Below are 20,697 nucleotides of genomic sequence, written 5' to 3' on the forward strand. Positions count from 1 at the left end.
CTGCGGTTGCATACTGGTGTAGACCAGTTGCGGTAGGCTCCGGAGGTGCCAGAGGGCAGGCCGCCGGTGATCGTCATCATTCGGCAGAACGGCGGTATGCGCTCGCGTAGTTGGGCCAACCGTGGGTTACCGTGACAAAGCGGACCATCGGTGCGCAGAACGGACAGGGAGAAGCACATGGCCAGCAAGGCTGAGAAGATCGTCGCCGGCCTCGGCGGCATCGAGAACATCGAAGAGGTCGAGGGCTGCATCACCCGCCTCCGCACCGAGGTCATCGACCCGTCCAAGGTCGACGACGCCGCGCTCAAGGCCGCCGGCGCCCACGGCGTCGTGAAGATGGGCACCGCCATCCAGGTCGTCATCGGCACCGACGCGGACCCGATCGCCGCCGACATCGAAGACATGATGTGACACACCCTGATCAGACCTGATCCGAGCAGCTGGCACCAGCTGAGGAAGGGCCCGTTCCGGCAGGGGAACGGGCCCTTCGCTCATAGGGCTACGCTCGTCGTATGTCTCGCATCGACGGCCGTACCCCCGAACAGCTCCGCCCCGTCACCATCGAACGCGGCTGGAGCAAGCACGCCGAGGGCTCCGTCCTCATCTCCTTCGGCGACACCAAGGTCTTCTGCACCGCCTCCGTCACCGAAGGCGTGCCGCGCTGGCGCAAGGGCAGCGGGGAGGGCTGGGTCACCGGCGAGTACTCCATGCTCCCCCGCTCCACCAACACCCGCGGCGACCGCGAATCCGTCCGCGGCAAGATCGGCGGCCGCACCCACGAGATCTCCCGACTCATCGGCCGCTCGCTGCGCGCCGTCATCGACTACAAGGCGCTCGGCGAGAACACCATCGTCCTCGACTGCGACGTCCTCCAGGCCGACGGCGGCACCCGCACCGCCGCCATCACCGGCGCCTACGTGGCCCTCGCCGACGCCGTCGCCTGGGCCCAGAACAAGAAGCTCGTCCGCGCCGGCCGCAAGCCCCTCACCGGCACCGTCGCCGCCGTCTCCGTCGGCATCGTCGACGGCACCCCGCTCCTCGACCTCTGCTACGAGGAGGACGTCCGCGCCGACACCGACATGAACGTCGTCTGCACCGGCGACGGCCGCTTCGTCGAGGTCCAGGGCACCGCCGAGGCCGAGCCCTTCGACCGCAAGGAGCTCAACGCGCTCCTCGACCTCGCGTCCGGCGGCTGCGCCGAACTCGCCGAGATCCAGCGCAAGGCGCTCGAAGGAACTCTGTAGCACCGCGGCGCGTCTGCACTGATACGGGCGCACGGGCCGAACCGTGCGCCCGTCCACATCCTGGGGGGACCTGTTCACATGAAGCGCCGCCGCACCATAGCCCTCGCCGTCTCCACGGCAGCCGCACTCAGCACCCTCGTCGGCTGCGGCGCCCTCGACAAGGCCATGGACTGCGTCAAGACCGCCGACGCCATCGCCACCTCGGTCAGCAACCTCCAGCAGGCCGTCAACAGCGCCTCCAACGACCCGACCCAGATCGAAGAGGCCCTGAACAGCATCGACACCGAGCTGGGCAACCTCAAGAACACGACGGACAACGCCGACCTCTCCAAGGCCGTCGACGACCTGAACAAGGGCGTCGACTCCGTCCGCACCGCCGTCAAGAACGGCGACACCACCCCCGACCTCACGCCGATCACGTCCGCGGCCACCGAGATCGGCAAGGTCTGCACCCCGTAGATACTGGCTGGCATGACCCGTCTGATCCTCGCCACCCGCAACGCGGGCAAGATCACCGAACTCCACGCGATCCTCGCCGACGCCGGCCTCGACCTCGAACTCGTCGGCGCGGACGCGTACCCCGAGATCCCCGACGTCAAGGAAACCGGCGTCACCTTCGCCGAGAACGCCCTCCTCAAGGCCCACGCCCTCGCCCGGGCCACCGGCCTCCCCGCCGTCGCCGACGACTCCGGCCTCTGCGTCGACGTCCTGAACGGCGCCCCCGGCATCTTCTCCGCCCGCTGGTCCGGCACCCACGGCGACGACAAGGCCAACCTCGACCTGCTCCTGGCCCAGCTCGCCGACATCGACGACGCGCACCGCGGCGCCCACTTCGCCTGCGCGGCGGCGCTCGCCCTCCCGGACGGCACGGAGCGGGTCGTCGAGGGCCGCCTCCTCGGCACCCTCCGCCACGAGCCGGTCGGCACGAACGGCTTCGGCTACGACCCGATCCTGCAGCCGGAGGGGTACGAGGTGACGTGCGCGCAGCTGACCCCGGAGCAGAAGAACGCGATCAGCCACAGAGGGAAGGCGTTCAGGGCGCTGGTGCCGGTGGTGAAGGAACTGCTGGGCTGAGGCTGCCATGAAGAAGAGCCGCCCGAGAGCGGCTCTTCTTTACGGTGCGGCCGATGGGATTCGAACCCACATGGGCGAAACGCCCAGAGGCACCTAAAACCTCCGCTTATACCATTCAGCAACGGCCGCGCGCACGGCCATCGTAGCGGTCACCCGGCGTTCGGCCGAGGGGCGCGTCGGCGTTTGCCTCGGCACCACGTATCTGTGATCGCGTGGCAGTTGGGACACAGCAGCCGCAGGTTCGGATCCCTCCGCGTCCCTCGCGCCGCCGCCTCAAGCCGCTCCTTCGTGTACGCACTGGATCGCGTACGAAATACGGAGCGGCCCGCACCGCTTCCGCCGGAAGCAGTGCGGGCCGCCCGTCGAAGTCGCAGGCCCAGAGGGCTCAGCCCTCGATCTTCAGGTCCTTGATGATCTTGGCGACATGGCCGGTCGCCTTCACGTTGTAGAGGGCGCGCTCGACCTTGCCCTCCTCGTCGACGACGACGGTCGAGCGGATCACGCCCGTCACGACCTTGCCGTAGAGCTTCTTCTCGCCGAAGGCGCCGTACGCCTCGAGGACCTTCTTCTCCGGGTCGCCGACCAGGGTGACCCGGAGGCTCTCCTTCTCGCGGAACTTCGCCAGCTTCTCCGGCTTGTCGGGGGAGACGCCGATGACGTCGTAGCCCGCGCCGGCCAGCAGGTCGAGGTTGTCGGTGAAGTCGCACGCCTGCTTGGTGCAGCCCGGGGTGAGGGCGGCGGGGTAGAAGTAGACGATGACCTTGCGGCCCTTGTGGTCCGCGAGGGAGACGTCGTTGCCGTCCGCGTCGGGCAGGGTGAAGGCGGGGGCGGTGTCGCCGGGCTGCAGTCGCTCGCTCATGGCTGGCTCTCCTCGGGAAGTTCACGTACGCGATCCGAGCCTAACGGGGGTCGGGGACGACCCGCGGGCGGCCGAGCTGACAGACTGTTCACCAGCGGCCGGAAACGACCGGAGTGCAGACCGTAAGACCGGGTCTCCGGAACAGCCGGAACACCGGACCACACGACTACGACGGAGGCAGCGCGGTGTCGGACGTCAGGACCCCTGCGGAGATCGAGGCGGACATCGTCCGCCGGCGCGAGCAGCTCGCCGTCACGCTCGACGAGATCGGCGTTCGGCTGCACCCGAAGACGATCGTCGGCGACGCCAAGGCCAAGGTCGCCGCCCAGGTCGACCACACCGTGGGACGCGCCTTCGTCTCCGTGAACCGGGTCGTCTCGGACGTGAAGGCCCGCTTCACCGACGAGGAGGGCGCCCCGCGCCTGGAGCGCGTGGTGCCGGCGGCGCTCGTCGTCGTCGCCGTCATCGGGCTGATCGCGACCTCCCGCAAGCGCAAGGGCTGACACGGGCGGCCAGGGCGGAACAGGTAGGTTCGGACCGTGAGCGACAACACCCACGACAAGCTGCCCATCCGGATGCTGCACGACCGCGTCCTGGTCCGGACCGACACCCCGGAGGGCGAGCGGCGCTCCGGCGGCGGCATCCTGATCCCCGCGACGGCCGCGGTCGGCCGCCGGCTGGCCTGGGCCGAGGTCGTCGCGGTCGGACAGAACGTCCGCACCGTCGAGATCGGCGACCGGGTCCTGTACGACCCCGAGGACCGCGCCGAGGTCGAGGTGCGGGGCACGGCGTACGTCCTGATGCGCGAGCGCGATCTGCACGCGGTCGCCGCGGACCGCTTCCTCGGCGCCTCCGACTCGACCGGGCTGTACCTGTAGCAGTAGGACGACGAAGGGCCTGGTGACGGTGGTCACCAGGCCCTTCACCTTTGTTTTTGCCTGTTCTTTGCTAGCCTGGAGACACCCCGACGAGACGCGCCGTACCGGGTTCACGACAAGACGACGCACCCCTGTTGATCGCTCTGATCCGTCTCGCGGAGGTTCGTCGTCATGGCCTGGGTTCTGCTCGTCCTCGCCGGTGTGCTCGAAGTCGGCTGGTCCATCGGCATGAAGTACACCGAGGGCTTCACCCGTCTGTGGCCCAGCGTCCTCACCGTCGCCGGGATCGTCGCCTCGATGGCGCTCCTGGCCCAGGCCACCAAGACCCTGCCCATCGGCACCGCCTACGGCGTGTGGGTGGGCATCGGCGCGGCCGGTGCGGCGGTGCTCGGCATGGTGGTGCTCGGCGAGCCGGCGACCGCCGCCCGGATCTTCTTCGTGTGTCTGCTGCTCGTGGCGGTGGTCGGCCTCAAGGCGACGTCCGGCCACTGACGGGCGCGGGCGCGGGGGCCGGTACGGGAGGCGGTACGGGCGCGGGCGCGGGCGCGTCGGGGGCCGGCGGCCGCTCCCCGTCCCGTACCGCCGCTCTGGGCGCCGTACCGCCCGCCCCGCTCGCCGCCCCGCCCGCACCGCGAGCGCGCTGCGGCCCTTCGTAACCGCCGCCCGGCCCGTACGGCAGGTCCGGCGCGGGCGGTTCCTCCGCACCCGGCATCAGCCGCAGGTCGAAGTCCTTCGCCTGCACCCCGGCCAGCGCGTCTCGCGTGAACTGCGCCCAGATCTCGGCGGGCGCCCCGCCGCCGTTGACGCGGGTCTGGCCGAGCGCCCCGTACAGCGGCAGCTGCCGGCCGGTCTGCGGGTCCTGGCCCATCATCGCGACGACGGTGGCCAGCTCGGGGGTGTAGCCGGCGAACCAGGCCGCCTTGTCGTCCTCCGCCGTGCCGGTCTTGCCCGCCGTGGGCCGCCCGGCGGAGAGGGCGGTGGTGCCGCTGCCGCCCTCGACGACGCCGCGCAGCACGGCGGTGGTGGTGTCGGCGGCCTCGCGGTCGACGGCCTGCACGCCCTGAGTGCCCTGCGTGGACGGGAGTTCGAGCTCCGCGCCGTCCCGGGAGACCTTCTCGACGAGCGTGTACGTGTCGTGCCGGCCGTGGTTCGCGAGCGTCGCGTACGCCTGCGTGAGGTCCAGGACGCTGGCGGTGGCCGGGCCGAGCGCGATGGACGGGGAGGCGGTGAGGTCGGGGGTGCGGGGCGGCAGGCCGAGGGCGACGGCGGTCTGCCGGACCCGGGCCGGGCCGACGTCGACGGCCATCTGGGCGTACACGGCGTTCACCGACTGGTCGGTGGCGGTGCGGACGGTGATCTCGCCGTAGTTGATGTCGTCCTCGTTGGCCGGGTCGTAGGCGGCGCCGGTCCAGCCCTGCACGGGGCGGCGGTTGTCGCCGTCGTAGAGGGTGTTGGGGGTGATCCGCTCGCCTTCCTGGGTCTGTGCGCCGTGCTGGAGGGCGGCGGCGAGCACGAAGGGCTTGAAGGTGGAGCCGACCTGGTAGTCGCGCCGGGTGGCGTTGTTGACGTACTGCCGGGTGTAGTCGATGCCGCCGTAGAGGGCGACGACCCGCCCGCTCGCCGGGTCGATGGCGGCGCCCCCGACCCGTACCCACCGGTCGGCGGGGTGGCGCGCCGGGTCGAGCTTCGACGTCACGCGGTCCTCGACGGCCTTGACGAGGGCCTGCTGCTTGTCCGGCTCCAGGGTGGTGGTGATGCGGAAGCCGCCGGCGGCCAGCGTCTTGTCGTCGACGATGCCGTGCTCGGTGAGGTACTGCTCGACGGCCTGGACGAGGTAGCCGCGCTGCCCGGAGAGTCCGGCGGAGGGGCGCATCGGATGCGGGGTGGGGAAGACGGCGGCGGCGCGGTCCGCGCGGCTGAGCCAGCCCTCCTTGACCATGCCGTCGAGGACGTAGCGCCAGCGGGCGAGGGCCCGGTCGCGGTTCTCGGGGTGGCTGGCGACGTCGTAGGCGTTGGGCGCGTTGAGGAGGGAGGCGAGGTACGCGCCCTCGGCGGTGTCGAGGTCCTTGGCGTCCTTGCCGTAGTAGGCGCGGGCGGCGGCCTGGATGCCGTACGCGTTGCGCCCGAAGTAACTGGTGTTCAGGTAGCCCTCCAGGATCTCGGCCTTGGACTTCTCGCGGCCCAGCTTGAGCGCGATGAAGAACTCCTTGGCCTTGCGGGTGAGGGTCTGTTCCTGGCCCAGGTAGTAGTTCTTGACGTACTGCTGGGTGATGGTGGAGCCGGACTGGCGGCCCTTGCCGGTGAGGGTGTTCCAGGTGGCGCGGAGCATGGCGCGCGGGTCGACGGCCGGCGAGGTGTGGAAGTCCCGGTCCTCGGCGGCGAGCACGGCACGCTGCACGGGCAGCGGGACGCGCGCGAGGCTCACGTTCTCGCGGTCGACCTCGCCGGCGCGGGCGATCTGGGAGCCGTCGCGGTAGAGGAACAGGTTGGACTGGGCGACCGCGGTGGCGTTGGCGGCCGGGATGTCCACGAGGAGGTAGCCGGCGACGAGGCCGCCGAGGAGGAGTACGGCGCCGAGGACGGCGAGGCCGAGGAGGCGCTTGAGGATCCGAAGGAGGCGGCGGGGGCGCCGTTCGGGCGGGCGGGGGGCGGGGACGGTGGGGTCCCGGGGCTCCCAGGCCGCGGGCTCGGGCGGCAGGACCTCGCTCGTACCGGCGCTCGTACCGGATGAGCCTGTACCGGATGAAGGGGACATAGCACCCCATCTTGCATGTATCGGGCGGGAAAACCGGTCGTGGCGACACGGGAAATCCCTCCAAGACGGAAGTATCAGGGGGAACTCCGCGTGCGACGGAGGAGTCAGTCATGTAGGGAGGTGAGGTGATGGTCAGCTTCACGTACACGGCGGCGGACGAGGAGAAGAGCAGGGGCGTCCGCCGGATGAAGGCGATGGCGACGGGCCTGCTGGCGCTGGTGGCGGCGGTGTACGCCCTGGCGACCTGGGCGAAGTCGTCCGGAGCCGGCGGATGGGCGGGCTACGTGGCGGCGGCGGCCGAGGCCGGGATGGTCGGCGCGCTGGCCGACTGGTTCGCGGTGACGGCGCTGTTCCGGCGCCCGCTCGGCCTGCCGATCCCGCACACCGCGATCATCCCGACGAAGAAGGACCAGCTGGGCGCCTCGCTCGGCGCCTTCGTCGGCGAGAACTTCCTCTCCGCCGACGTCGTACGCGGCAGGCTGCGCGGCTTCGCCATCGCCCGCCGCCTCGGCGCCTGGCTCGCGGACCCGGAGCACGCGGACCGGGTGACCTCGGAACTGGCGGCGGCGCTGCGCGGCGCCCTGACGGTCCTGCGCGACTCCGACGTCCAGGCGGTCGTGGGCGAGGCGATCACCCGGCGGGCGGAGGCGGCCGAGATCGCCCCCGGCCTCGGCAAGACCCTGGAACGCGTGGTCGCAGAGGGCGCCCACCACCGCGCGGTCGACCTCGTCTGCGTCCGCGCCCACGACTGGCTGATCACCCACGCCGACTCGGTGATGGACGCGATCCAGGGCGGCGCACCGGGCTGGACCCCGCGCTTCGTCGACCGCAAGGTAGGCGAGCGCGTCTACAAGGAGCTCCTCCGCTTCGTCACCGAGATGCGCGACATGCCGTCCCACCCGGCCCGCGGCGCCATCGACCGCTTCCTGAGGGACTTCGCGGCCGACCTCCAGTCCGACACCGACACCCGCGCGCGGGTCGAACGCCTGAAGTCCGACATCCTGGCCCGCCCCGAAGTCCAGGACATCATCGCCTCCGCCTGGTCCTCCGTCCGCGACCTCCTCCTCGCCGCCGCCGACGACACCCAGAGCCAACTCCGCCGCCGCGCCCGCGCCTCCCTCGTCTCCCTCGGCACCCGCCTCTCCACCGACGCCCGCCTCCAGGCCAAGGTCGAAGGCTGGTCGGAAGACGCGGCGGCGTACGTCGTCACCACCTACCGCACCGAGATCACCTCCCTGATCACCGACACGGTCGCCGGCTGGGACGCCACCCAGACCTCGAAGAAGATCGAGGCCAACATCGGCCGAGACCTCCAGTTCATCCGCATCAACGGCACGGTGGTGGGCGCGCTGGCGGGGCTGCTGATCTACACGGTGAGCCACGTGCTGGGCGGGTGACGCTTGGTGGGGGTGGGGGCGCGTAGGCGGCGCGGGTCAGGCTGTACGCGCGATGGGCCCCGGGCCCGCGGCCTACGCGGTGCGGGTCAGCGGGCGGCGCGGGGCGGGGCGTACGGGCGACGCCCCATGCCCTGGCTCTACGCGGCGCGGGTCAGCGTGCGGCGCGCGTCACCGCATAGGCGGCGCCGGCCATGGCCCCGGCCACGGAGAACACCGCGGGCCACGCCCCGATCTTCTTGGCGAGCGGGTGCGAGCCGGCGAACGCGGCCACGTAGGCCCCGGCCAGCCCGGCGGCCGCCTTCGCACCCGCGGCCTGCTGCCACTCCCGCGCCGCCACCCCACCGGCCACGGCCAGCACGACCCCACCCAGCGGCCGCTTCTTGGTCCAGCGGGCGACGGCGTAACCGCCGACGAGGCCGGCGGCGGCGATGGCGGGGGAGAGGTCGCGGGTGCTGGGCATGGCAACGGTCCTTTCATACGACAACGGTCTGAGACCGAGCCTAACGACGGCGCCGCCCGAGGCGACGTCGTACCCCGGAGGCAGGGCAACGGCGACGGTGGCCGACGTGTGTCGGCCCCCCGTCGCCGTGCCCGCGCGTCAGCCCAGCAGATGCGCGAAGAACCCCAGCCCCGGATCGTCCGGAGTGCCCACCAGCAGGGCCCGGTCGAGCAGGATGTTGTTGTGCTCACAGCTCGTCTCGGGAAGCATCACGCAGGCGTGGCAGGCGGCGAGATTGGTGCCGCCGGTGCCGGACGCCTCGGCCTCGACGCAGAGCGGGTCGGACGAGCACCACTCGGCGCGCCGCACGGCGGCGCGGATCGTACGGGCGAGGCGCTCCGGTTCGCCCTGGGTCACGAGCCCGCCCAGGCTGCCCGCGGAGTCGCTCGTTGCTGTGTAGACAAGAATCCCCGCCATGTCGTCGTCGGCGTAGAGCCGTTCGCGAAGCGCGGCGGCGGGGTAGCCGGCGTCGAGACTCCATTCGTTGATGAGGACGTGCGCCAAGGTGTGGAGCAGCACCAACCGTGGACCTGCCGGGGAGGGCGGCACCTTGGCCGGGGTGTTGGCACGCTGTTTCATGAGCCTCTCGTGCGCGGTACGCATCCGCTCGGCGCGTGCCGCCACCGCGGCGGACTCCCACGCATCGAGTCGCGCCTCGTCGAGCCGGAGGAAGACGCCCTCGCCGCGCACCTCCATCGCAGGCAGCCAGTTGAGTGCCGACGTGGCGAGGTCGGCCTCCTTGCCCTCGGTGGTCGAGTCGGGGTCGGCGAGCCTGGTGAAGGCCTTGAGGGCACGGACCTCCCGGAGCTTCTTCACCAGCATGGGGCCGGTGACCCCGAGGGACCCCAGGATCTCCTGATCGCCGTCCGGGGTCTCGCAGATGAACTGCTCCTCGCGGGAGCGCTCGCGCTCGTCGTTGCCGGCGCGGAGCCGTTCGTACTCCTTGTGACGCAGGGCCTGGTACCGGTGGTCGAAGGTGGGTGCCTCCTCACCCGCGGGGTCCTCCTCGCGCTCGGCATCCAGGAGGGCCATGACCTCGTCGACGGGTACCGGGCTCTCGCCCTTGAACACGAACTTGAGGCACATCTCGACTTCTTCGCGACTGCACAGCTTGCGCAACTCCTCCCAGTGCTCGGCGAGGGGGTCGGCGCGCCCGTCGCTCCATGGGGGGATGGAAAGCGCGGACTTCAACACCGGCTGCCACACGGCGGAGGAACCACGCTGGAGCGTGCGAGGGGCGAAGCTGCAGGACTCCGCCGGGACGGACGTACCGAGCCAGGGGCGGGTGCCGCGGCAGCGGAGCCCGAGGTCCCTCAGGGCGTTCCTGCGGAAGGAGCCCTCCATCGAGACCTCGGGCACCCCGCAGGTGCAGGAGACGATGATCGAACGGAGAGAGGAACTGCGCCCCGAGGAACGCAGCTTGAGAGTGCCCCCGCACTGGCCCGCGGTGGTCGATCCGGTACCGGCCGCACGGTGGACCCAGTGCCAGTAGGGGAACTCGTCGAGGTGCCCGGCCTCGCAGGCGATCACGAATCGGGAGGGAACGAGATCGGCCTCGCACCCGCCGCACACGCTCTTGCCGGGCGGCGGGTTGAAGTCGCGGTAGCGACGCAGGTCATTGCATTCGGGGCAGGACTGCATCACGGGGAAGCGGCGGACTCTGACCCCGTCCTTGCTGCTCTCGTCGGAGGCGGGCGGCAGCCGGAAGTGCTCCACGCCCAGGAGGCGGGCGAGCCGCCGCTCGTAAATCTTCGGGGACTCGTCGAGGCTCCAGTGCGTGTCGGCACCGTCCAGGCCGGACACGACGAAGGACTCGTGGTCGACCGCGATCAGGGACCCGACACCGTACGTGGTGATCATCTGGGCACGACGGACCGCGCCCCGGCGGAGCAGGTTGTGGGCGGGGACACGGCCTTCGGCAGCGGTGCGGCGACGACGTGCCGGGGGCGGGGTCATCGGGATGCCTCCATGAACAGGGCGGACTCGGCGTCGACGTCGCGCAGGCTCCACAACGTGGGCCACGCCTCGGCGTCCTCGGACTCGTCGTCGTACGACTTCAGGAGAGAGGGCGTGCGGTCGCCCCGCTTCGGCTCGAAGAGCAGCCGGTTGTGCATGTCGGCCTCGGCACACCACCAGTCGACGAACTCGTCGAAGGTGCGGGAGACGGCCTCGATCTCCTTGAAGACGGCCTCTTCCGGAACGACACTGCCGACCCGCTTGAGGAGTACGCCCTTGATTTCCTGGCGGAGCCGGTGCTCGTAGGACTCGATACGGCCGGCGGCGTCGTTGTCGTGGGCCTCGGGGATCAGGATGCGGGCAAGGGCGACGATCACCGCGTGCAGGCCGCGCTCGCGGGCACGTGAGGAGAAGGGGGTGACGGACGTGGACTCCACCTCGCGGTACAGGGCGGAGTGGAAGTGCAGGAAGTTCTCGTAGTGCGAACGGTCGCGGGACCGGGTGGCATTGAGCATCACGGCGACCAGACCGGGATGTGCGCGGCCGACACGGCTTGTGGCCTGGATGTATTCGGCGGTGGTCTGCGGCTGCCCCATCACGGCCATGAGGCCGAGGCGGTCCACGTCGACGCCGACCGCGATCATGTTGGTGGCGAGGAGCACGTCCACGGCGTCCTCGTCGGGAAGCCGCTTCTCGATTCCCTTGAGGCGGGTGGGGATGTCGCTGGCGTCGACCCGGCTCGTCAGCTCCGAGTAGTTGGCCGAGGAGCGGACCTGCACCCCGTCCCGTTCGGCGAGCAGCTCCAGATAGGCCACGACGTCGTCATGCACCTGGAGTTCGGCCGCGGACAGCAGCCGGAGGCTGTTGAAGTAGCCCACGAGGGTCCAGTAGGCGTCGCGAACCTCGTCCGTGGTCCGCGCCTGCTTCGCGCGGTGCATCAGTGTGGCGTAGGTACGGATGAGAAGGGTGGACTGGCTGGTGCCGGGTGCCAGGAGTCCGACGTAGCGCCGGCTCGCCTTGTCCTCGCGCGGGGTCTCCACCGCGAACCAGGAGTCCCGGGAGTCGAGGCCGGCGGGCGGGAACTGACGCACGTCACGGTCGAACAGGGCGCGGCCTTGATGACCGGCGCGCCGGATGGTCGCCGTGGAGGCGATCACCTTGGGGCGGTCGGCGAGTGCGTCGACAGCCGTCTCGTAGAGACCGGTGAGCGTCCCCAGCGGGCCGGAGATCAGGTGGAGCTCGTCCTGGACGACGAGCTCGGGGGGCGGCGTGCCGTCCGTGGGGTCGTCGCGGTTGAACAGGGCGGCTGTCGCCGGACGCCAGGGCATGGAAGCGAACTTGTCGACGGTGGCGATCACCAAGGTCGGGCGGGCGGCGTAGACGGCCTCGTCGATCAGATGGACCGGCAGGCCATGGGCGAACTCGCAGCCGGTGCCGGGGCAGCGGACGTGCATCCGCCGTGCCTCGTGCTCGACCTCGTAGTCGCGGGCATCGAGGCGCGTGCCGCACCAGGGGCAGGCATGCAGCTGGACCGGGTTCTTGGTGGCCAGACGCTTGTCGAGGTCCTTGCGGAGTTCGGCGAGCTTCTCCGCGGCCTCCTCCAGGGTGTTGGGGGTGGCCGAGCGGCCGACCCACATCCCGATGGAGAACTCCTCGTCGCCCAACTCGACAGCGTGCTCGCCGCGACGCATCTGCTCCATCGCGCACAGGAGGATCGCGGCACGTTCGAACTGCTGAAGGGTGAGCAGCCGCAGCGTGTAGCGCATGAGCACAGTGACGCCGCCGCCCTCCGTGCCGCGCCGAATGCGGCGCAGGAACGCGGTGAACGCGATCAGACCGAGGTAGGCCTCGGTCTTGCCACCACCGGTCGGGAACCACAGCAGGTCCGCGATGTCGCGGTCCTCGTGCTCCGGGTCGTCGATCCCGGCCAGGCAGAGCAGCACGAACGCGATCTGGAACGGACGCCAGCGGCCGGCGGCCGGGTCGGGGCCGCCGACCCGGCCCCCCTTGACCCAGGCGCTCCGGGCCCGCTGATCTGCCATGGCCCGATTGGCGAGCCGGAAGGCCCGCATCAGTTCCGGCTTGTCCTCGTCGGCGAGGAGGTCGATGCCCGCGCGGATGCGGCGGAGTGCCTCGCCGCAGGCTTCGACCTGCTCGAAGGCCGATGCGCTGTGGGGAGTGCCCGCCAGCGCGCGGGCCTCCGACTCCTTGCGCTCGATCCAGTGCTCGTAGCCGGTGGCCAAGGCCCGCAGAGCGGTCAGGACCTCGCTGTCCGAGGCCTCTGCGAGGCCGAGCATGGACAGCGCGGAGCTGTCGATCTCGGGGTTGGAGTCGGTGAGCAGCACCTCGACGGTGGGCACGAACTCGCTGCGGATCTCGGTGACTGCGGCGCGCACGGAATCGGTCATGCCTATGGGCGGCGGTGTCCAGTCCCATTCGGCGGCGCAGCCGTGACCGACGGCGAAGGTGGGTGCGTGGCGGTGGAGCAGGCGACTGGTCGCAACCTCGTCGTCATGGGACGCGGCCGGCGCAGGACGCTCGACGAAGGCGCTGGCGCCGTTGACCGCCTGCACGGTCAGCCCGCACTGAAAGAGGGAGGAGGCGTCCTGAAGGTCGTGCTCACCGACCCGCTCCGTGTTGACCAGGGTGACCGTGATCGTGACCGTACCGGAGGCCTCGTCGAGGCGGCGGACGTTGGCCCGCAGCGCGACACCGTCCCCGAGCGCCTTTTCCAGGGCAGGGTCGGGACGGGTCACGTCGATCGTGGTCTCGCGCAGCTCAAGGACCCTGCGTCGCCACTGCTCCCGCTGATCGGAAGTGGTTCGGGCCTCGGCACGGCGAGCGGGGACGGGGCGTCCTTCCGCGTCGGTCGGGTCGTAGACCGCGGCCCGAGCCCGGACGACGATCGTGTCGCTTATGGCCGGGTCGACTGCGAAGGTGAGGCCCATCGAGGACGGACGTCGCGAGCCGGCGGCGCCGACCTCGTCCGCGGTGCCGGACTCCTCGACGTCCTCACGGGAAATCGGTGCACGGTCGGTTCCGTCCTGCTCGTCCTGGCTCTCGCGGATGCGCTTCTCCGACGCCGCGTCCGCGGACCTCGGGTAGAGGACGCCGACGAGGTAGCGGTCGATCGGAGCGTCCTCGGTGAGCACCTCGTCCCGGTCTTCCGGTGCGGCGTCGAGGGAAGGACCGAGGAGTTCACGGCGCAGCCCGACCAGCAGCTCCTCGTCCCGGACCCGGTAGTGCTCGGAGTGCCGGCCTTCCACGTGCGTCATGCGCTCTGCTCCTCGTTGTCGTCGGCCCGCCGGTACCGACCGATGCCGGTGATCCGGGGGGCGATCCACACACCACGGTCACCCAGGCCGGCGTTGGCACCGGCCGCGGTGCTGCCCGTCACGGTCTCCAGGACGTCGACCCGTATGCCGTGGATCTCGTCGGGCCACCAGGGTTCCCAGGTTCGATTGACCTTCTGCACCTGGAACAACTCCTCGCGGAACCGCTCCGAGGCCTCGCCGATCTCCTTCCCTTCGTGCACGAGGGCGTACGGGGGGCTCTGGTGTTCTCCCATCGGCAGGTCGTGGCGCTTGCGCAGCACCACCTCCTGCCCGGGGCCCACCCGTTCGAGCAGGTACGCCTGGGTCGCGGCGGCGTCGGTCGCGTGACCCGGCGGGTGGTCCCGGCAGACGTCGCCCGCCTCGGCGACGATGCCGTACCTGTCGTACGACCGCCATCCGGCCACGTACCGGCGGCCGTTCCTTCTGCCTCCCGCGCGTCGCAGGACCGGCAGCTCGGGGGAACGCACGTGGTAGAGATCCTGGCGAGCCCGGGTCATTGCGACGTAGAGGGCGCGGGCCTCGGCAGGGAGGTCCAACTCGTCCTTGTGCAGTTTGCGGAGTTCGGCGACGGTGGGCGGGGTCAGCAGGATCACCCGGTCGAACTCGAGGCCCTTGGCCCGGTGCACGGTGGAGACGACGATCCGGGCGGTCTCCGGATCGGCGGCATCGTCGGGGAACCTGCCGTCGGCGACCGAGCGGCGCAGCCGCTCCAGATCCAGCACGTTGCGCCCGGTCCCGCGGGCGACGCGTCGCAGCACCGTCCACAAGGTGGTCGCGTTCGCCTCGTACGGCAGGGGAATCTCCTCCAGCAGGCCGCGGAACCGTTCCTCGGTGAGGGCGTTCGCCTCGGTGCGGCGCAACAGCTCGGCCACCCAGTAAGGGACAGGGTGCTGTTCGAGGGGGCGCCGCAGGTGGTGTGGGATGCCGTGCTCGTGGAGCAGCTCGGACACCGCCAGGGCCTGCCGGTTGTCGCGAGTGAGGATCGCGCACGTGTCGGGGAGGCGCCGTAGACCGTCCAGGGGGAGCGGATCGGTGAGCTCGCCCAATCCGTTCGCCGGTTCAAGGAGCAGGTCCCGCAGTTCCTCGTACAGGCGCGCGGCCTGCTCCGGGTCGGGGATCTGCTGAAGCCGTGGGCCCTGGGCCAGTGCTGCCCCGGCCTCGGGAGTGACGGCCCGGAAGTTCCGCGTCAGGTGGAGTTCCACCAGGTCGTCGAGGTAGGAGCCACGCAGCCAGTCGAAGAACCGGCCCGTCTCGTCGGTACGCTCGGCCAGATCGTCTATCTGGAAGCCGTAGACGGTCTGGGCGGCGTCGCCGACGACGGTGAAGCCGCAGCTGCCCTGGTACCTGTCGAGGAGTGTTTCCACGAGCTCGCGGCGGCTGCCCAACAAGTCCTGCACCTCGTCGATCACGACGTGGGCGGGCGGTATGGCGTCGCCGGTCTCCAGCGCTCCCTTCTCGATCGCCTGCGCCGCGGCCAGGATCCGTGCCTCGAAGCCGACCGTGCCCCAGTCCCCGTCCGGGTGGGCCTGCGTCAGCAATCCGTACGCCCACGAGTCGAAAGTCTGCGCCCGGACCCGACGCGCCCGGTCCCCGTGCCGGGCGATCCGCTCGCGCAGCTCCCGCGCCGCGGCCCGGGAGAAGGTGAGCACCAGGATCTCGGCCGCCTCCAGCGCCTCCTCCGGGTCCTCGTGCCCGCACAACGCGTCGAGCCGGCGTACCAGGGTGTGCGTCTTACCGGCTCCCGCCCCCGCGGTTACCAGAACGCGGGCGTCCCAGGGCTGCTCGACCACGGCCCGCTGCTCGTCGGTGAGCGGGGGGCTGTCGAGGTAGGTCTCGGTCACGCGGGGCTCCAGAGGTGCTCGAACTGGGTGAAGGCGAGCCGGGTGTCGAAGTTCGCGATGTTGTCGCTGACGTTGAGGATCAGGCAGGTGTCCTTGCCGCCGTTCCTGGGGCCGCGCAGGCCACGCCCGATCATCTGCTGGTACACGTTTGTGCTGTAGACGGGACGGGCCACCACGACGACGCGGGTCGCGGGCGCGTCGAAGCCCTGGGTGAGGACACCGTAGTTGGTGAGGACCCGAATGCGGCCCGCGCGGAAGTCCTCGATGCGCCGGCGCCGATCCTGAGCACTGGTCGTCGAATCCACGGCGGCGGCCGGTACCCCGCGGTCGTTCAACACGGCGGCCAGATACTTGGCGTGGTCGACCGAGGTGGCGAAGAGCAGGGTCGGCCAGTCCTCCGGGAGGGCGACCACCTCGTCGACGATACGACGGCTGCGGGCGTGGTCGTCGGCGAGCCGCTGTTCGGCGGCCCGCGCGAGGGTCGCCATTTTGGCGGCCTGTGCCCTCTCCTCGCGAGTCAGCTCGATGCTGCCTCCTTCCAGAGTGCGGTGCTCGACCTGTGCGAGCATCCCCCACTCCTGCAGGTCCCGGTAAGGGTCGCCGGACGGGAAGACGCCCTCGTCGAGGCGCCTGTTGCCGAAGCGGTTGACCAGCCGGCGGGTCTCCTCCTCGTTCGTGTTGCGAAACGGAGTGGCGGTCAGGCCCAGCAGATGGCGCTTCGTTTCGTACTGGGTGAGACCCAACTGTCCCAGGATCCCCGTGTAGCGCTTGGACACGGCGGTGTGCGCCTCGTCCACGATCACCAGAGCGGCCTGCCGCAGCCAGTCGTACGCCTCGGTGTCCAGACAGCGTTCCAGTTTGGCGTCCGTTGCGACCACGAGGTGCGGATGGTCGAGCACGTCCCCGACCTCGTTGGTGCTCCACAACCGGCTGATGGTGAGCGGCCGTTCCGCACCCACCTTGCTCCAGACGAACTTCCAGCTCTGCACGGCCTGCTCGCACAGCTCCTCGGTCTGCGCGATCCACAACAGCGGACCTTGCAGATTCCCCACCTGCTTGACCCACCGGATCACGGCCTCCGCCGTGACCCGGGTCTTGCCGGCGCCGGTGGGCAACGACAGCATGGCGCGCTGCGGGGCCAGTCGGTCGAGCAGGGTGCTGATGTTCCGGACCAGGTCCTCCTGGTAGCTGTGGAGTCGAGGGAAGTCCCGGGGGCCGTCGACCGTTTCGAAGGCGGGCGGTGAAGGGGTCCGGGAACCGGCGAAGGCCACCGGGAGTCGCAGGTCCGATACGAAGGCGACGGCCGCCGACGAACCTCCGTAGGCAACCGGGGCATTGGGGAACCGGGCCTGAATGTCCCGGGCGTGCTGCTGGAGCACTCCGTCGCCGTGCGCGTTGAAGGCCATCTGCGCGATCCGGTGCGGGGACGGCTCCGTACTGCCACCTTCCTGCAGCTCCGTCTCCATCAGACCTTCGGGCAGCCCTGACCGTAGGGCTTCCGCACCGATCAGCAGCTCGATCTTGGAGACCACGTCCTCGGCGTCGCGTACGGCCCTGAGCGCCGCCTGCGTCTCGCTGTCACGGGCCATGCGCTCCTGGTGCTCCAGGACCGCCTTGCAACCGGCGGCACCGAGCCCCAGCTCCAGTTCCCGATCGATCAGCCGAAGCATCGGCTCGGTTTCCGCCGGGACGCGGACCTTCACCGTGCCGCCCTGCCGCACCGCGTCCAGCTGGCGGGGCCTGGTGCCGTTGGGGGTGCGAGTCACCTCCTCCAACTCGGTGCATCGCTGTACCAGACTGTTCCGGTTCGTGCTGTTGAGCCGCTGGCGCAGGGCGGGGTACAGCTCGACCAGGGCCACCGGGTCTCCGTCCGGGACCTCGCGGGTCTCCTTGCTGATCACGTCGGCGTAGCGGAGCATGCCCCACTTCTCGACCATCAGTTCGGCGTCCGCCGCACTCGGCACCAGCAGCGCGGGGAGCTGTTCGGCGCGCAGCGCCCGGTACTCGGCCGAGCCGACCGCGACGGTGATCTCCTCGTCCGGACGGTTGCCCCACGTGTCACCGATGCGGCAACGGGTCAGCGATTCCTCGGGGAAGTCCGCGCCGAACCGGGTCAGCATTACATAGGTTGCTCCCACGAAGGTGTCGTCCTCGCTCCGGGACACCTCGGTGAGAAGGTTCTCCCAGCGCGTGGACGGGACTTCTTCGACCGTGGTCGGCATGCGCAGCTTCCGGGCCTTTTCCGGCGAGATCTCGGCGACCGGCAGCACGTCGCGGTACGCGGCCAGCTGCGGTCCGACCGCTTCCCTCAGCGCCTTGATCCCCTGGGAGGTGGCGACCGTCCCGTACTTCCTGAGCAGCCAGCGAATCGGCGAGGCCACGGCTTGGCGGCTGCTCGTCTGTGCGCCGATCTGCAGAGTCCAGTTGTCCACGACGGCGTCGTCCGGCAGTGCCTTCAGAAAGGCCGCGCGTGACTCCTCCGAGAGCGATCGGAACAGGTGCAGGGGGCCGCCGACGGCGGAGCCCTCCACCTTCGTCCGGCCGAGAGAGGGGCGAGGGGTGTGGTCGTCCAGGGTGCGGAGATAGGCCGAGTGGACCGCGGCCCGGTACTCCTCGAACCATTCCTCGCCGTCCGGCTGCACCGAGGTCGAGGGCAGCGCGCGCAGGCCGATCTCCGAGAAGAAGGGAGCGTCGTCCGAGTGGAACCCCATGTCGACGGCGATGCTCGGGTCGCGCCGCGGGTCGACGACCGGGCCCGGCAGCATGCAGTCGCGCACCGGCCGGAACCTGCCGTCGGCCGTACGTACGCGCAGTGTCTCGCGGGCGTCCGGAACTCGTTCCAGCACTCGGTGGGTCAGTCGGCGTCCGCCCGCCCGACGGAACAGCTCCCAGAATCGCTCCCACTCGCTGTCCCCGTACCCGCCGAAGCCCTGGTCGAGGACGCTGATGAACCGTCCCTCGGCGTCTGCCTCCCGGATGCCGAGAACATCGAGCGCGTGAGCGAGCGACGGATCCCGGGCGAGGTCGCCGACCACGTACACGAGGGACTCCCGCAGCCCTCCCTCGTCGGCGCGCCGGAAGACCCGGCCGGGGATCGGGGCGACGAGACCGTGCTCCTCGGTGAGCACGATCCGCGCCGCGCGGGCCTCCTCGACATACGGGGAGCGGATCTCGATCATCTCCGCGAGGACGCGGATCGCCACCGCCGACGCCTCGGGCGTGCCGCACTGGACGAGTGCCTCCAGCCATGTGCGGACGTCGGCACGCTTGTGCTCGGCCGCCGCGAGGATGTGCTCCACCTTGCCGGAACGCAGCAGGTCGGCTTCGGCGTTGGGGTGCAGCCAGTCCGTGGGGCGACCGGGGCACTCGTGCCACATGCGCAGCCATCCGGTGAGGCGCTTCTGGTCCTTGTCGAGGCGGGGATGGATCCGGAGTTCGGCGGGCACGCGAAGCACCCCGTCCTGGTCGGGCAACGACGGTCGGACCGCGGCCCGGGCCCAGATCTCCCGGGTCAGGAACTCGTCCGCCCAGCTGATGGCCTCCTTCGCACGGCCAGGCAGCAGCGGGAGGTACGCGGCAGGGTCCTCGTCGGACGCCAGCAGGGGGAGTGCGTCGACGACCAGCGCTGCCGAGACTTTGATCATCTCCTCGTTGAACGCAGAGGAGTCGAGAAGGTTCTGTCGGTCCTCGTTCGTCTTCCAGGCGCCGTTGAGGATGCCGCTGAGGGACATCTCGTACTTGGTCGGGAAGAACGACCAGAAGCGTCCTCGACCGCGGGACCTCGGGGAGACGTACAGCCCGCTCTCCGCGTCCTTCTCCAGAGCCGGCACGGCCCAGGCGAGGTCGAGGGTCAGACGGTCGTGCAGTTCGCCCGCGTCGCGCCGGGCCGCCGGTCCGGGTTCGTGGGTGACGGAGAAGACGCGCCAGCGGGCGGACGCGGCCGGCCTGCCCGTTCGCTCCTCGACGACGGTGTGGAGATCACCGGACTGCTCCGTGGTCAGCACCCGTCGAATGACGGGACGAGGCCGCCGGTCCTCGAGCACGACCTTCGCCACGTGGGGGGACAGGAGTTGGAAACCGACGGGGAACTCCTCGCGCGAGGAGCCGGCGCTCGTCCGCCCGCCGTGCATGTCCTGGGCGAGTCGCTCCACGGTACCGTCGAGCAGAGGGAGGCGCACGACCGTGGTGGCCCACCCCAGCAGCTCGTCGAGTACGGGATCGTGCGCACGTTCGGCGTCCATGTCGAGGGGGCGTGCCATGCGAAGCACCGGCGCCGCGAACGTCGGGCCCAGCCGTTCGGTCACTCCGGGCACGGAACGGATCCTCTGCGACGCCCACTCGCGATCGAATCCGAAGGAGCCGCTGCGGCTGAAGAACTGCGGAGTGTCGGTCACCACGAGGACTGACTTCACGCCGACGCCGAAGCGGCCGATCTGACCGCCGCGCTTGCGCGACATGCTCATCCGGAGGATCGTCTCCGCGCCCTCGGGGGTCACCGGTGTGCCCTCGTTGGCGCAGTAGAGGTGCGTCGCGGTGAGGACGACGTGGACGGTGCCGCCCGGTTCGGAGGCGATCTCGTCGGCCGCGTTCTGGACGAGCTCGAACAACTGACGGTCGCCGTATCCGCCTTGGGTGATCCGTCGTTCGCTGTTGGCATGCTCCGGAACGAGGCCGGGGTCGACCGCGTAGGTCTGCAGCACGCGATCCGATTGCTCGAGGACGGTACGAACGACCGGGGAGTCGCTGGGAGACGACACTCTGTGGCTCCTGGAGTCGAGGTAGGACAAGAAGGGGAGCGGGGGGGGGGGGCGCGGTGGTGTTGGCCGGGGGGGGGGGGGGGGGGGGCCTCGGCTGGCCCC

Annotated in this window: 15 protein-coding genes, 1 tRNA gene, 1 pseudogene and 1 riboswitch; of the genes and pseudogenes, 8 read left to right on the forward strand and 9 right to left on the reverse strand. The window is 70.6% G+C overall.

Going from position 1 to position 20,697, the window contains the following annotated elements:
* Positions 1–177: 177 nt before the first annotated feature.
* The 4 genes from ACWEV0_RS03860 to rdgB all read left to right on the forward strand — a co-directional run bounded on the left by ACWEV0_RS03860 (position 178) and on the right by rdgB (position 2,318).
* Positions 178–411 (forward strand): glucose PTS transporter subunit EIIB, encoded by a 234-nt coding sequence (locus ACWEV0_RS03860; protein WP_389206627.1) that lies wholly within the window; start codon positions 178–180, stop codon positions 409–411.
* A gap of 101 nt (positions 412–512) precedes the next feature.
* Positions 513–1,244, forward strand: coding sequence for a ribonuclease PH (gene rph, locus ACWEV0_RS03865; protein ID WP_403800889.1), 732 nt, complete (start codon positions 513–515; stop codon positions 1,242–1,244).
* Between the two features lie 78 nt (positions 1,245–1,322).
* Positions 1,323–1,703 carry a hypothetical protein gene (locus ACWEV0_RS03870; protein ID WP_453146183.1) on the forward strand — a complete coding sequence of 127 codons (381 nt, stop codon included), beginning with the start codon at positions 1,323–1,325 and terminating at the stop codon, positions 1,701–1,703.
* 12 nt (positions 1,704–1,715) lie between these two features.
* Entirely contained in the window at positions 1,716–2,318 is a 603-nt protein-coding gene (rdgB, locus tag ACWEV0_RS03875) for an RdgB/HAM1 family non-canonical purine NTP pyrophosphatase (protein ID WP_453146184.1), read from the forward strand.
* A 45-nt stretch (positions 2,319–2,363) separates the two neighbouring features.
* Here the strand turns inward: rdgB and ACWEV0_RS03880 are convergent.
* The 3 genes and pseudogenes from ACWEV0_RS03880 to bcp all read right to left on the reverse strand — a co-directional run bounded on the left by ACWEV0_RS03880 (position 2,364) and on the right by bcp (position 3,177).
* A tRNA-Leu gene (locus tag ACWEV0_RS03880) sits at positions 2,364–2,447 on the reverse strand.
* 20 nt (positions 2,448–2,467) lie between these two features.
* Positions 2,468–2,569 (reverse strand): annotated as a pseudogene (locus ACWEV0_RS03885) (HNH endonuclease); the annotation flags it as partial.
* A 134-nt stretch (positions 2,570–2,703) separates the two neighbouring features.
* On the reverse strand, positions 2,704–3,177 hold the full coding sequence (bcp, locus tag ACWEV0_RS03890; RefSeq protein WP_453146186.1) for a thioredoxin-dependent thiol peroxidase: 474 nt from the start codon (positions 3,175–3,177) through the stop codon (positions 2,704–2,706).
* 185 nt (positions 3,178–3,362) lie between these two features.
* On the opposite strand from bcp, the gene ACWEV0_RS03895 reads away from it, so the two are divergent.
* From ACWEV0_RS03895 to ACWEV0_RS03905, 3 genes are all read left to right on the forward strand, one after another.
* Positions 3,363–3,680: a DUF3618 domain-containing protein gene (locus tag ACWEV0_RS03895; protein WP_453146188.1), complete on the forward strand. Its 318-nt coding sequence runs from the start codon at positions 3,363–3,365 to the stop codon at positions 3,678–3,680.
* 36 nt (positions 3,681–3,716) lie between these two features.
* Positions 3,717–4,055, forward strand: coding sequence for a GroES family chaperonin (locus ACWEV0_RS03900; protein ID WP_403800903.1), 339 nt, complete (start codon positions 3,717–3,719; stop codon positions 4,053–4,055).
* A gap of 68 nt (positions 4,056–4,123) precedes the next feature.
* A riboswitch (guanidine-III (ykkC-III) riboswitch) is annotated at positions 4,124–4,185 on the forward strand.
* Between the two features lie 41 nt (positions 4,186–4,226).
* Positions 4,227–4,547 carry a DMT family transporter gene (locus ACWEV0_RS03905; RefSeq protein ID WP_453146190.1) on the forward strand — a complete coding sequence of 107 codons (321 nt, stop codon included), beginning with the start codon at positions 4,227–4,229 and terminating at the stop codon, positions 4,545–4,547.
* Here ACWEV0_RS03905 and ACWEV0_RS03910 read toward each other — a convergent pair.
* Positions 4,525–6,810 carry a transglycosylase domain-containing protein gene (locus tag ACWEV0_RS03910; protein ID WP_453146192.1) on the reverse strand — a complete coding sequence of 762 codons (2,286 nt, stop codon included), beginning with the start codon at positions 6,808–6,810 and terminating at the stop codon, positions 4,525–4,527. The genes ACWEV0_RS03905 and ACWEV0_RS03910 overlap by 23 nt on opposite strands.
* Before the next feature lie 128 nt (positions 6,811–6,938).
* Between ACWEV0_RS03910 and ACWEV0_RS03915 the strand changes: the two genes are divergently transcribed.
* On the forward strand, positions 6,939–8,207 hold the full coding sequence (locus tag ACWEV0_RS03915) for a DUF445 domain-containing protein (RefSeq protein ID WP_453146194.1): 1,269 nt from the start codon (positions 6,939–6,941) through the stop codon (positions 8,205–8,207).
* A 151-nt stretch (positions 8,208–8,358) separates the two neighbouring features.
* Here ACWEV0_RS03915 and ACWEV0_RS03920 read toward each other — a convergent pair whose 3' ends face one another.
* From ACWEV0_RS03920 to ACWEV0_RS03940, 5 genes are all read right to left on the reverse strand, one after another.
* A complete protein-coding gene (locus ACWEV0_RS03920) occupies positions 8,359–8,667 on the reverse strand; it encodes a hypothetical protein (RefSeq protein WP_453146196.1) in 309 nt (102 codons plus the stop codon).
* 138 nt (positions 8,668–8,805) lie between these two features.
* The gene (drmB, locus tag ACWEV0_RS03925; RefSeq protein ID WP_453146197.1) at positions 8,806–10,662 is read right to left on the reverse strand and encodes a DrmB family protein; all 1,857 of its coding nucleotides are present in this window, start codon (positions 10,660–10,662) and stop codon (positions 8,806–8,808) included.
* Positions 10,659–13,937: a helicase-related protein gene (locus ACWEV0_RS03930; protein ID WP_453146199.1), complete on the reverse strand. Its 3,279-nt coding sequence runs from the start codon at positions 13,935–13,937 to the stop codon at positions 10,659–10,661. Before ACWEV0_RS03930 ends, drmB begins: the two co-directional genes overlap by 4 nt.
* Positions 13,934–15,838 carry a UvrD-helicase domain-containing protein gene (locus ACWEV0_RS03935; RefSeq protein WP_453146201.1) on the reverse strand — a complete coding sequence of 635 codons (1,905 nt, stop codon included), beginning with the start codon at positions 15,836–15,838 and terminating at the stop codon, positions 13,934–13,936. The genes ACWEV0_RS03930 and ACWEV0_RS03935 overlap by 4 nt, the downstream gene beginning before the upstream one ends.
* On the reverse strand, positions 15,835–20,595 hold the full coding sequence (locus tag ACWEV0_RS03940) for a DEAD/DEAH box helicase (protein WP_453146203.1): 4,761 nt from the start codon (positions 20,593–20,595) through the stop codon (positions 15,835–15,837). The genes ACWEV0_RS03935 and ACWEV0_RS03940 overlap by 4 nt, the downstream gene beginning before the upstream one ends.
* Between the last annotated feature and the right edge of the window lie 102 nt (positions 20,596–20,697).

The organism is Streptomyces sp. NPDC003943 (assembly GCF_053605265.1).

Coding starts and splice junctions, on each gene's coding strand:
- ACWEV0_RS03860 (WP_389206627.1), top strand. CDS start 178: ATGGCCAGCAAGGCTGAGAAGATCGTCGCCGGCCTCGGCGGCATCGAG.
- rph (WP_403800889.1), top strand. CDS start 513: ATGTCTCGCATCGACGGCCGTACCCCCGAACAGCTCCGCCCCGTCACC.
- ACWEV0_RS03870 (WP_453146183.1), top strand. CDS start 1,323: ATGAAGCGCCGCCGCACCATAGCCCTCGCCGTCTCCACGGCAGCCGCA.
- rdgB (WP_453146184.1), top strand. CDS start 1,716: ATGACCCGTCTGATCCTCGCCACCCGCAACGCGGGCAAGATCACCGAA.
- bcp (WP_453146186.1), bottom strand. CDS start 3,177: ATGAGCGAGCGACTGCAGCCCGGCGACACCGCCCCCGCCTTCACCCTG.
- ACWEV0_RS03905 (WP_453146190.1), top strand. CDS start 4,227: ATGGCCTGGGTTCTGCTCGTCCTCGCCGGTGTGCTCGAAGTCGGCTGG.
- ACWEV0_RS03910 (WP_453146192.1), bottom strand. CDS start 6,810: ATGTCCCCTTCATCCGGTACAGGCTCATCCGGTACGAGCGCCGGTACG.
- ACWEV0_RS03915 (WP_453146194.1), top strand. CDS start 6,939: ATGGTCAGCTTCACGTACACGGCGGCGGACGAGGAGAAGAGCAGGGGC.
- ACWEV0_RS03920 (WP_453146196.1), bottom strand. CDS start 8,667: ATGCCCAGCACCCGCGACCTCTCCCCCGCCATCGCCGCCGCCGGCCTC.
- drmB (WP_453146197.1), bottom strand. CDS start 10,662: ATGACCCCGCCCCCGGCACGTCGTCGCCGCACCGCTGCCGAAGGCCGT.
- ACWEV0_RS03930 (WP_453146199.1), bottom strand. CDS start 13,937: ATGACGCACGTGGAAGGCCGGCACTCCGAGCACTACCGGGTCCGGGAC.